General features: G+C 69.4%; 11 protein-coding genes and 1 pseudogene. 5 read left to right on the top strand and 7 right to left on the bottom strand.

Going from position 1 to position 11044, the window contains the following annotated elements:
- The 5 genes and pseudogenes from VF542_RS03695 to VF542_RS03675 all read right to left on the bottom strand — a co-directional run.
- Window positions 1–487, bottom strand: a pseudogene (locus tag VF542_RS03695) (thymidine kinase); the annotation flags it as partial.
- A gap of 47 nt (window positions 488–534) precedes the next feature.
- Entirely contained in the window at window positions 535–1890 is a 1356-nt protein-coding gene (locus VF542_RS03690) for an MFS transporter (RefSeq protein WP_408650354.1), read from the bottom strand.
- Window positions 1878–2633, bottom strand: a complete 756-nt coding sequence (locus tag VF542_RS03685) for a glycerophosphodiester phosphodiesterase family protein (RefSeq protein ID WP_408650353.1) — start codon at window positions 2631–2633, stop codon at window positions 1878–1880. Before VF542_RS03685 ends, VF542_RS03690 begins: the two co-directional genes overlap by 13 nt.
- A gap of 59 nt (window positions 2634–2692) precedes the next feature.
- Complete coding sequence (locus VF542_RS03680; protein ID WP_408650352.1) at window positions 2693–4351, bottom strand: DUF885 domain-containing protein; 1659 nt, start codon at window positions 4349–4351, stop codon at window positions 2693–2695.
- Window positions 4352–4424: 73 nt separating this feature from the next.
- Window positions 4425–5435: a 1-aminocyclopropane-1-carboxylate deaminase gene (locus VF542_RS03675; RefSeq protein ID WP_408650351.1), complete on the bottom strand. Its 1011-nt coding sequence runs from the start codon at window positions 5433–5435 to the stop codon at window positions 4425–4427.
- A gap of 87 nt (window positions 5436–5522) precedes the next feature.
- Between VF542_RS03675 and VF542_RS03670 the strand changes: the two genes are divergently transcribed.
- The 3 genes from VF542_RS03670 (at window position 5523) to VF542_RS03660 (ending at window position 8391) form a co-directional block, all read left to right on the top strand.
- Complete coding sequence (locus VF542_RS03670) at window positions 5523–5933, top strand: GNAT family N-acetyltransferase (protein ID WP_408650350.1); 411 nt, start codon at window positions 5523–5525, stop codon at window positions 5931–5933.
- A 28-nt stretch (window positions 5934–5961) separates the two neighbouring features.
- The gene (locus VF542_RS03665; RefSeq protein ID WP_408650349.1) at window positions 5962–6330 is read left to right on the top strand and encodes a cupin domain-containing protein; all 369 of its coding nucleotides are present in this window, start codon (window positions 5962–5964) and stop codon (window positions 6328–6330) included.
- 261 nt (window positions 6331–6591) lie between these two features.
- Complete coding sequence (locus VF542_RS03660; RefSeq protein WP_408650348.1) at window positions 6592–8391, top strand: glycoside hydrolase family 3 protein; 1800 nt, start codon at window positions 6592–6594, stop codon at window positions 8389–8391.
- Between the two features lie 33 nt (window positions 8392–8424).
- On the opposite strand, the gene VF542_RS03655 is transcribed toward VF542_RS03660, so the two are convergent.
- The gene (locus VF542_RS03655) at window positions 8425–8649 is read right to left on the bottom strand and encodes a hypothetical protein (protein ID WP_408650347.1); all 225 of its coding nucleotides are present in this window, start codon (window positions 8647–8649) and stop codon (window positions 8425–8427) included.
- Window positions 8650–9272: 623 nt separating this feature from the next.
- Between VF542_RS03655 and VF542_RS03650 the strand changes: the two genes are divergently transcribed.
- Together VF542_RS03650 and VF542_RS03645 are read left to right on the top strand one after the other, a co-directional pair.
- Entirely contained in the window at window positions 9273–9722 is a 450-nt protein-coding gene (locus tag VF542_RS03650; RefSeq protein ID WP_408650346.1) for a helix-turn-helix transcriptional regulator, read from the top strand.
- A gap of 5 nt (window positions 9723–9727) precedes the next feature.
- On the top strand, window positions 9728–10138 hold the full coding sequence (locus VF542_RS03645; RefSeq protein WP_408650345.1) for a VOC family protein: 411 nt from the start codon (window positions 9728–9730) through the stop codon (window positions 10136–10138).
- 17 nt (window positions 10139–10155) lie between these two features.
- Here the strand turns inward: VF542_RS03645 and VF542_RS03640 are convergent.
- The coding region (locus VF542_RS03640) for an aldehyde dehydrogenase family protein (RefSeq protein ID WP_408650344.1) at window positions 10156–11044 on the bottom strand (889 nt) is incomplete at its 5' end.

Below are 11044 nucleotides of genomic sequence, written 5' to 3'. Positions count from 1 at the left end.
GCTCCATCAGCCGCTTCGCCCCGGGCAGCAGCAGGCTTCGAAAGTCCGTCAACAGGCCGAAGCAGTAGACGTCGACGTGGTAGTCATCGACCAGTTCGGCGAGCTGGTCGACGTGCTCGGGATTGAGGAACCCGGCCTCGTCGACGATCAGGTAGTCCACTCGCCGGCCCAGCGCCCAGTGGGTACGGACCAGCTTGCAGAGGTTCAGGGAGTCGGTGACCTCGATGGCGTCGTGGCTCAACCCCACCCGGGTGGTGACCTGAGCCCCGCCGGAGCGGTCGTAGCGGGTCAGGATCAGCCCGGACCGGCCCTGCCTGGCGTGGTTGTGGTCGACCTGCAGGGCCAGCGTGGACTTGCCGCAGTCCATCGGCCCGTAGAAGAACTTCAGGTGGGCCGGCATCGGGATCTCGCGGCGGTTGCCGGCGGCGGGAACCGAGGCCAGCGCGCCGTCGCGGCCCGAGGACCCCTCGGCACGGGTAACAGACACGGCTTGCGAGGTTACTCGCATATCGGACCCGGCCACCGCCGCGGCTCTCAGACCCGTTCCGGCGCGAGGTTGCCGGCCTGGGAGATCGCGGTGCGCAGCGGCACCCGCAACAGCAGCACGAAGCCGAGGACGAAGAACGCGACCAGCGACACCAGTGCGCTGCGGTAGGAGCCGCTGAGCTGGTAGGCGAGCCCGAAGATCAGCGGGCCCAGCCAGGACGTTCCCGAGTCGCTGATCTCGTAGAAGCCGAAATACTCCGCCTCGTAGCCGCGCGGTATCAGCCGGGAGAACATCGCCCGGGACAGGGCCTGGCTGCCGCCGAGCACCACGGCGATGCCCATCGCCAGCAGGTAGAACTGCCAGGCCACCCCGGCGCGGACGAAGTAGGCGGCCAGCACCAGCAGCAGCCACACCACCAGCGAGCCGAGCACCACCCGCTTGGCGCCGAACCGCCCGGCGAGCCGGCCGAGCCAGATCGCGCCGCCGAAGGCCACGAACTGCACGAGCAGGATGGCCGACAGCAGCACGGTGTCCTCCAGCTGGAGTTCCTTGTCGCCGTACTGGGCAGCGACCGTGGTGACCGTCTGGATGCCGTCGTTATACACCAGGAAGGCGATCAGGAAGGCGAGCGTCAACCGGTACCGGCGTAGCTCGGCGATCGTGCGGCGCAGCTGCCGGAAGCCGGCCAGCAGCACCGGTTCGGCGGCGGCCGGCGCGGACGGGGCCTTCGGCAGGCCACGCAGCAACTGCCAGGGCTTGATGTTGAACAGCGCCCACCACAGCCCCGCCGAGCACAGCGAGATCCGGGCCAGCAGCGCCTTGTCGTGCAGGAACAGGCTGAGCACGAAGTCCGCAGCCAGCAGCAGCCCGCCGCCGATGTAGGCCAGCGCCCAGCCGAAGGAGGACACCCGGTCCCGGTCGGCGGTGTCGGCGACCTCGATCAGCAAGGCGTAGTTGACCACCGTGGCGCAGGAGTACCCGACGAAGGCCAGCACGAACAGCGCCGCGCCGAGCCGCCAGTTGGCACCCCGGACGGCGAACATCGCCACGCAGGACGCGGCGCCCAGCCAGCCGAAACCGAGCAGGATCTCGCGCTTGGCGCCGGTCCGGTCGGCGATCGCGCCCACCACCGGCATCGCCACCAGCAGCAGCACCGTGGCGAAGGACACGACATAGGGAAAGAGGCTTCCCGGTGCCACCGGAATCCCGAACACCGAGACCCGCCCGGTCTTGCCGACGGCATTCTCGGCCAGCGAGGTGAGGTAGCGGCCCATGAACACGGTGACGACGATGGTGGGGAACACGTGGCTCGCCCAGCCGTAGAAGTACCAGCCACGCCGCTGCCGCAACCGGGTGGCGGTGGCGGCGTCGGCAGCGCCACCGGTGGCGGTCAGCCGGGCCATTGACCACGCTCGCGCAGCACGTCGCGCAGCAGGTCCGCGCGGTCGGTGATGATCGCGTCGACCCCCAGGTCGAGCAACCTGACCATCTCGGGCCGCCGGTTGACCGTCCAGGCGTGCACCTCGATGGCCCTGGCCCGGGCGGCTGCCAGGAACCGGGGCTGGAGGATCTCCAGCGGGCCGACCCGGGGCGGCACCTGGGCGGCCAGGCCGGTGCGCCTCGGTGGGCCGGGGAGCAGGCCGAGCCGGCCGTGCCGCAACGCCAGCACCTCAGTGGCGGTCAGGGCGCTCGGCGTGCCGGGGCCCGCGCTGCGGCGCAGCTGCAGCAGCCTGGCCGGGGAGAAGGCGGCCAGCCGGACCCGGTGCCAGGCGTTCGTGCGCCGGATCGCGTCCAGCGTCGGTCCCACCGCGGCATCGGACTTGACGTCGATGTTCACGCTCACCCCGCCGCCGAAGGCCGACAGCACCTCCTCCAGCCGGGGGATCGGTTCCCGGTCCAGGATCCGCGCCGTCCGGACCTCACGCCAGCTCAGCCGGCGCAGCTCTCCGCGGGAGTTGGTCACCCGGTCCAGGATCGGGTCGTGGAAGGCGAGCGCCACCCCGTCGCCGGTCACCCGCGCGTCGGTCTCCAGGTGCCGGTAGCCCAGATCGACGGCGGCCTGGAACGCCGTCATCGAATTCTCGGCGCCGTCTGGGGAGAAGCCCCGGTGCGCGATCCCGATGGCCGGGCGCAGCGGCGGGTTCATTGCTGCCTTCGCTGCGGTCCATCGTTGCGGCGCTCGCGCTGGACTGATCGGCTCCTCACTTATTCGGCCGGCGGGAGTCCCAACAGCTGGCGGAGGTAGCGGACCGGTGGCGAGCCGTAGTTCAGCACCTCGTCGTGCAGCTGCCGGTCAGACCAGGACGGCTGTGCCCGGCGCAGCTCGGCGACCAGCCCGCTGACCTCCAGGTAGCCCACGTAGTAGGTCGAGAGCTGGGTCGAGCTCAGCTGCACCCGCCGCCACTTGCCCGCGGCCTCGCCGTCCTCCTGGTAGCCGCGCACCGTCATCAGCTCCATGGCCTGGCGCTCGTCGAGGTCGCCGGTGTGGAAGGACACGTCCAGGATGGTGTTGAGCACGCTGCGCAGCCGCATCTTCAGCTGCTGCATGCGCACCCCCGCCGCGGCTTCGGCAGAGACGTCGCTGCGGTACCCCAGGCCTGCCATCAGCTCCTCGGCATAGACCGCCCAGCCCTCGACGAACGAGCCGCTGATGAACACGCCGCGGACCCGGTTGCTGGCCTGGTAACGATGGGCGTGGGACAGCTGCTCGACGTGGCCGGGCATCGCCTCATGGATGGTGAGGTTGTGCAGCATGTGGTTGTTGTACTCGCGGTAGAAGGAGCGAACCCGGTCCTGCGACCAGTCCGTCGGGGTCGGGGAGACCGCGAACTGGGGGGCCAGCGGGGCGGTCTCGAGTGGGCCGACCGGAACGCAGTAGGCGACCGCCACGCCTCGGTCGATCTCGGGCATCTCGATGATGTCGACCGGGTCGTCCAGCAGGGTGATCAGGTCGTGCCGGCGTACGAACTCGGTCGTCTCGGTGAGCGCCTCCCGGCACAGCTGCAGGATGGTGTCACTGGTCGGCGCGTCGGCAGCCAGCCGGCTGAACTCGGCGGCGATCGCCGCCCGGTCAGCCGTGCCGGAGCCGGTCGTCCGGCCGGTCAGCTCGGAGAGTTCGGCCTCGACCAGGTCCAGATCCCGATAGGCCTGGTCGAGCAGGGTGGCCGGCTGCCAGGGGGTGGCCAGGGTGAGCGCCAGCTTGTCGGCGAACAGCTCCTTGCCCAGCCGTGGCGAGCGCTGGGCCCCGGGCAGCTGCCCGCGCAGCCAGTCCTGGTGGGACCGGACCGCCGCCGCGGCCTGGCTGATCTCGCCCGACAGGTCGGTGCCGGTGCCGGCCTCGGCCAGCGCCGCCGGGATCTCGCCCTCGATCAGGGCGAGCGTGCCGTCCAGCTGCCCGATGGCGGTTTCGACATGCACCTTGGACATGTCGCTCAGCCGGCCGCGGGCTGCCTCCAGGTAGTCCGGGACCTGGCGCAGCCGACTCGCCACGCTCGACAACCGTTGCGGCAGCGGCGCGAAGTCCCGCGACAGCAGCCCGTACAGCGCCTGGCCGGGGTTGTGCAGCATCGGATTCCAGCTGGCCTCGTCAAGGTCGGTCAGCGCGAGCAACTCGCTCTGGACGGCGGTGCGCAGGATGTCGCGATCGACCGCGTCGGCGGTGTCCAGCTGGTCGGCCGGCAGCTCGGCCAGCTGCCCGATCAGGGTGTTCAGCTGGGCCCGGCGCCGCTGCGCGGCGGCCACCGTCGGATCGCCGAGCCGGTCGTCGTAACGGTGCTCGCCGAGGAAGGTCGCTTCGTCGGGATACTGCGCGCACCACGATGCCACCGCATCGTCGGCGATCTTGGTGAACTTCTCAGAGGTCATGGCCTGACGGTAGCCGCCGGCCTGCGCCTGGGCACGTACGGCTGACCTCATCCGAGGGAGTGCGCTGTATTTCTCAGGTCCTGAACAGGGCGCTGTAGGCGTTGATCGCGGGCTGGCCGCCGAGATGGGCGTACAGCACCGTCGAGTCCCTGCCGATCTCTGCGGTACTGACCAGCTCGATCAGTCCGGCCATCGACTTGCCCTCATAGACCGGGTCGATGATCACGCCTTCGAGGCTGCCGGTGAGTCGCATCGCCTCCAGGGTGGACTGGACCGGGATGCCGTAGTAGTCCCCGGCCCAGCCCTCCAGCACCGTGATCTCGTCCGCGCGCAACTCGCGGCCGAGGCCGATCAGCTCGGCGGTGTTCCGTGCGATCCGCTCCACCTGGGCCCGGGTCTCGTCGATCTTGGCGGAGGCGTCGATGCCCAGCACCCGCCGCGGCCGGTCCTGACCGGCGAACCCGGCGATCATGCCGGCGTGCGTCGAGCCGGTGACGCTGCAGACCACGATGGTGTCGAAGAAGACCCCGAGTTCGGCCTCTTGCTGTCGCACCTCCTCCGCCCAGTTCGCGAAGCCGAGGCCGCCCAGCCGATGGTCGGACGCGCCGGCCGGAATGGCGTAGGGAACGCCGCCTGACTCCCTGATCTCGGCCAGGGCGTTCTCCCAGCTCTCCTTGAAGCCGATGCCGAAGCCGGCTTCGACCAGCTCGACCCGGGCACCCATGATCCGCGACAGCAGGATGTTGCCGACCCGGTCGTTGACCGCGTCCGGCCAGTCCACCCAGCTCTCCTGGACGAGCCTGGCCCGCAGCCCCAGCCGGGCCGCGACGGCCGCCACCTGGCGGGTGTGGTTGGACTGCACCCCACCGATGGACACCAGGTGGGTGGCGCCCTGCGCGAGAGCCTCCGGAACCAGGTACTCCAGCTTGCGGGTCTTGTTGCCGCCGAAGGCCAGGCCCGAGTTGCAGTCCTCGCGCTTGGCCCAGATCCGGGCACCGCCCAGGTGAGCGCTCAGGCGCTCCAGCGGGTGCACCGGGCTGGGCCCGAACAGCAGCGGATAGCGGGGGAAATCGGCCAAAGGCATGGACTGAACTCCTGGCGGCGGCGTGGGTCGAGGCAGTCTGGCGCTTGCCGACCCAGCCTAAGCCGCGGCGCGTGAGATGCTCGGCCGGTGACCGAGATCGAGTTCTCCTCCGAGCTGGCCGGCGTCGACTGGCCGGCGCTCAAGCAGGCATTGGTGGCTGACGACTTCGACAACCTTCGCAGCCCGGATCAGTACCGCCGCTCGCACGAGAACTCCCACGCGGTGGTGTTCGGCACCTGCGACGGGCAGTACGTGGCCAACGGCCGGATCCTCAGCGACGGGGTCTGCAACGCCTACCTGGTCGACATCTGGACCGCGACCCCGCATCGCCGCAAGGGGATCGGACGGGAGGTCGTCAACCGGCTGCTGGCCACCGTGCCGGGTCAGCACGTCGGGTTGTTCACCGATGACATGCAGCCGTTCTATGACACCCTCGGGTTCCGGCCGCAGGCCGGCGGGATGAGCAAGGTGATCGGCAGCTGGCTGGTCGGCGGCTGAGCGCTGCCGTCTCGTGCCAAGCTTGCCCATGGCCCTCATCACTGTCGACCTCGACGAGAAGCTGTCCGCGTTCACCGAGCACTGGGCGCCGAAGGTGGTCGCCCGGCTCAACGACTACGAGATCAAGGTCGTCAAGCTCGAGGGTGAGTTCGTCTGGCACAGCCACGAGGACACCGACGAGCTGTTCCTGGTGCTCGACGGCACGCTGGTGATCCAGCTTCGCGACGGCGACGTGACGCTGCGGCCCGGCCAGCTCGTGGTGGTGCCCAGGGGAGTGGAGCACTGCCCGATCGCTGACGGCGAGGTCCGCGCGGTGCTGATCGAGCCGGCCGGCGTGGTCAACACCGGTGAGGCCGGCGGCCCGCTGACCGCCGGCTACGACGACTCGCTGGCCTGACGAGGACTCACTGGCCTGAGCAGGACTCGCTGGCCTGAGCAGGACTCACTGACCTGACCAGGACTCACTGAGCGTGCGGACATTGACGGATCGGGGCGGCCACCATACGTTTTCAGATGAGTTTTCCGGAATGCATTTCGCTGGTCGCCGATCCAGGGTGCGCTCGGAGAACCCTGGAAACGGATGGGAAAGCTCATGTCTACATTTCGGTTCGACCGCCTTAGCCGTCGCCACCTGAGGCGATCCATAGCTGGCGCCGCCGTGGCTACGCTCATCGCCGCTGTCCTGGCGTTGCTGCCCGCCCAAGATGCGGGCGCCGCCGGGGCATGCATCTCACCAGCGGACTGCCTGTCGAAGATGACGCTGGCCGAGAAGGCCGGGCAGATGACCCAGCCGTCCTGGGATTCGCTCAAGAGCAAGACCGACATCACCACCTACGGGCTCGGCTCGTTGCTCAGCGGTGGTGGCGGCGGTCCGAACGGCGCCGGCGGCACCGCCACCCAGTGGAAGGCGATGGTCGATGACTTCCAGAGCTACGCGCTGAAGTCCCGGCTGGGCATCCCGTTGCTGTACGGCATCGACGCGGTGCACGGCAACAACAACATCGCCGGCGCCACCGTCTTTCCGCACAACATCGGCCTGGGCTCGACCCGCGACGCCGCGCTGGTGCAGCAGGTGGAGGACGTGACCCGGCAGGAGGTGCTGGGCAGTGGCATCCGGTGGGCCTTCGCGCCGTGCCTGTGCGTTGCCCGGGACGACCGGTGGGGACGGACGTACGAGAGCTTCGGCGAGGACCCGTCGGTGGGCAGCGCGCTTGCCGGCGCCGCGGTGGCCGGCTTCCAGGGAGCCAGCCTCAGCTCGACGTCGGTGCTGGCGACCGCCAAGCACTGGGTGGGCGACGGCGGCACCACGTACGGCACCGGCAGCAGCGGCTACCTGATCGACCAGGGCGACGCCCGGATCACCGAGGCGGAGCTGGACGCGATCCACGTCCCGCCGTACACCCAGGCGATCGCCGCCGGCGTCGGCTCGGCGATGGTCAGCTACTCCAGCTGGAACGGCGTGAAGAACCACGGCAACACGTACCTGATCACCAACAAGCTCAAGGGTGCCCAGAACTTCAAGGGATTCGTGGTCAGTGACTGGGCCGGGGTGAAGCAGCTGCCCGACTCGACCTACGCCGCTCAGGTGGCGCACGCGGTGAACGCCGGCATCGACATGATCATGGTCCCGGACATCTACGTCGAGACCATCAACGCGATCGTGGCCGGTGTGAACGGCGGACAGATTCCGCTGTCGCGCGTTGATGATGCGGTGACCCGGATCCTGACCGCGAAGTTCGGGCTGGACCTGTTCAACACCCCGTACACCGACAGCAGCTACACCGCCGGGGTGGGCTCGGCCGCACACCGGGCGGTGGCCCGCCAGGCGGTCCGGGAGTCGCAGGTGCTGCTGAAGAACGACGGCGTACTGCCGCTGGCCAAGACCGGCACGTACAAGATCGTTGTGGGCGGCAAGCACGCCGACAACATCGGCAACCAGATGGGTGGCTGGTCGATCTCGTGGCAGGGCGCCAGCGGCGCGACCACGACCGGCGGCACCACGTTCTGGCAGGCGCTGCAGCAGCAGGTCGCCGGTACCGGCATCACGGTGACCAACGTGGGCACCAGGACCAAGGGCAACTACAAGGCCGACGTCGGCATCTGGGTCGGGGGCGAGACGCCGTACGCAGAGGGCCAGGGGGACAGCTCGACGCTCGCCTTCGGCAGCGACAACTCCGCGGCGCTGTCTGACATCTGCTCGCGGGTCACCAAGTGCATCGCGATCCTGGAGTCCGGCCGGCCGGTGATCATCAAGGATCAGGTGGTCAAGGCCAACGCGTTCGTCGCCGCCTGGTTGCCCGGCACCGAGGGCGGCGGCCTGGTCGACAACCTGTTCGGCAGCGGCTACACCGGCAAGCTGCCGATGAGCTGGCCGAGCGCGGTCACCGACGAGCCGATCAACACCGGCGACGCCAAGACACCGCTGTTCGCCTTCGGCTACGGCCGCTCGCCGTACTGATCGGCGGATCGGAGGCCTCAGTCGCGACCTGGTCTAGCACCGGGTGCACGGGTCATGTCCACCGATCACGCCCTGCGCCTGGATAGTCCTGGTGAGGCCCGATTGGGTCAGGCGCAGGGTGGCGGTGTACGTCTTGTTCACATAGCTGCTGTAATCCCTGACGTCGCAGGTGAGCGAGGACAAGGTGCATCCGCTGGAGATGCAGGGGGCTGCCGTGGTGCCGCAGGTGCCGAGGGCGGCGCCAGTTGGGCCCGTCACGGTCCAACTCGTGGAGTATGTGCCGGAGAGGTTGTGCGGCGAGTAGTGGATCACGAAGTAACCAGGATCGCCTCCTCCCTCACAGTAGTTGGCGGTCCACGCTCCGTACGTACCGACCGCGCAGCCGAGCACTTCGCTCCCGAAGGCGTTGGCCGCAGGACTTCCGACAACGAAGAAAGCCAGGGCCAGTACAGAGGTAAGGACCGGAGCCCAGAATTTACGCATTTGTATCCTTCCGGGAAATAAAGTGCACCGACTGTAGAACCAGTACCCATCTACGTCAATCGCGGGCTAGGGTGCCGCCGAACGCACGCTGCAGTGATGCCACTGCCCGGCCGGTCGCCCGCGGTGGCGTCCAGGTGGAAGTGCACTACGCCCATGAGGGAAACACCTCGTGCTGTGCTACAACATCCGTGAATTCGGCGGCTATGGCTTGCGATCACCAGGACGGATCGCCCGCCTGGACCTGAGGTCATGCCGTTACTGGCACTTGAGGCAGATATCCGCTCGGGTAGACCCAGGCCCGGCACCTTGCTGCGGGACGGTCCTGCGCATTGAGGCTTCGGTCGGGTGGCAGCTGCGCCGGCTGGGCAACTCGAGTGCGACGTGGCACGATGCCGCAGGTGACCAGCAGCCCCGCCGAGACGCAGCGCCTGCGCGACCTTGCGCTGCTGCGCCGCGTCCGGGACCGGATCGACCGGGAGTACGCGCAGCCGCTGGACGTCGAGGCGCTTGCCCGCGGCGCGCACATGTCGGCCGGGCACCTCAGTCGGGAGTTCCGGCGCGCCTACGGCGAGTCGCCGTACAGCTATCTGATGACCCGGCGGATCGAGCGGGCGATGGCGTTGTTGCGCCGTGGCGACCTCAGCGTCACCGAGGTCTGTTTCGCGGTCGGCTGCTCGTCGCTGGGCACCTTCAGCAGCCGTTTCACCGAGTTGGTCGGCGTGCCACCCAGCACCTACCGGCGCGAGGCGGCGCAGGCGACGGCGGGGATGCCGTCGTGCGTGGCGAAACAGGTGACCAGGCCGATCAGGAATCGAGAAGCGCCGGTCAGCGAGCCGCAACTAGCGTGACCGGCATGGACATCACCATTCACTCGAGCTTCCTCCCGCACAACGACCCGGACGCCTCCCTGGCCTTCTACCGCGACACCCTCGGCTTCGAGGTCCGCAACGATGTCGGCTACGACGGGATGCGTTGGATCACGGTCGGCCCCGCCGACCAGCCCGACACGTCCATCGTCCTGTTCCCGCCGGGCGCCAGTCCCGGCATCACCGACGACGAGCGCCGCACCATCGCCGAGATGATGGCCAAGGGCACCTTCGGCATCATCGTCCTGGCCACCAAGGACCTCGACGGCACCTTCGAGCGGCTGCAGGCCAGCGACGCCGAAGTCGTCCAGGAGCCGACCGATCAGCCGTACGGAATTCGGGACTGCGCCTTCCGCGATCCCTCGGGCAACCTGATCCGGATCAACGAACAGCGCTGAAGCGCTCAGCCCTCAGCTCAGCGGGGCGTCACCACGAACTGGCGCAGGTGCAGGTCGAGAAAGGTGACCGGGCCGCGTGGGCCAGGCACCCGGTCCACATTGATGCCGGTCTCCGGGAGCCCGAGCAGCTTGAAGCCGTCCAGCAGCCGGGTGGTCACGTTCCAGAACGCGCCGGTGCCCGAGTACGCGTCGAGGAACGTGGCGGCCGCAGCCGGGTTCTCGGTGGCTATGCAGGCGGCCAGTCCGGAGGTCTCTGCGCCGGCCAGCGCCGCCGCCTCGGCCGGCCCGTCCACCGGTGCCACGGTGACGGTGGCCTCCCGGCCGTCCTGCAGTGCCCACTCCAGTCCGAGCGGGTGGTCGTGCGGCGGCAGGTCGGCCTGGATGCCCAGCTCGGCCAGCACACCGAGAACGCCGGGCAGCAGCGCGTCCCACCGGTCCCGGGCGACCAGCAGCAGGTTCAGCCGGTTGCACACGCCGAGCCGGTCCAGGCTGGTCCGCACCAGTTCCAACGCCTTGCCCTCGTCGGCCGCCCGGTCCAGGTAGAGCACGCCGCCGCCGTCGGCGTGCGCCAGCGTGCGGACGCCGTGCCGGGCCGCCTCCGCGGTGAGCTCCCGGGTGCTGTCCCCGCTGCCGCGCAGGATGACCAGCGGGACCAGATCGGGCTGGGCGACCAGGGCGCGGGCGGTGTCGCGGCCCGGCACCCGGACCAGCTGGACCGCGGCCGGGTCCAGTCCGGCGCCGGACAGCGCGGGCGCGAGCACCTCGTCGACCAGCGCGGCGGCCGAGCCGATCGCCGCCGAGCCGGTGCGCAGCACGCCGGCGTTGCGGGACTTCAGCAGCTGCGATGCCACGTCGACCACCACGTTGGGGCGGGCCTCGAAGTTCGCCCCGATCACCCCGACCGGC

The sequence above is a fragment of the Jatrophihabitans sp. genome, assembly GCF_036389215.1.
Lineage (GTDB): Bacteria > Actinomycetota > Actinomycetes > Mycobacteriales > Jatrophihabitantaceae > Jatrophihabitans_A.
This window is presented reverse-complemented; position numbering and strand designations above follow the sequence as displayed.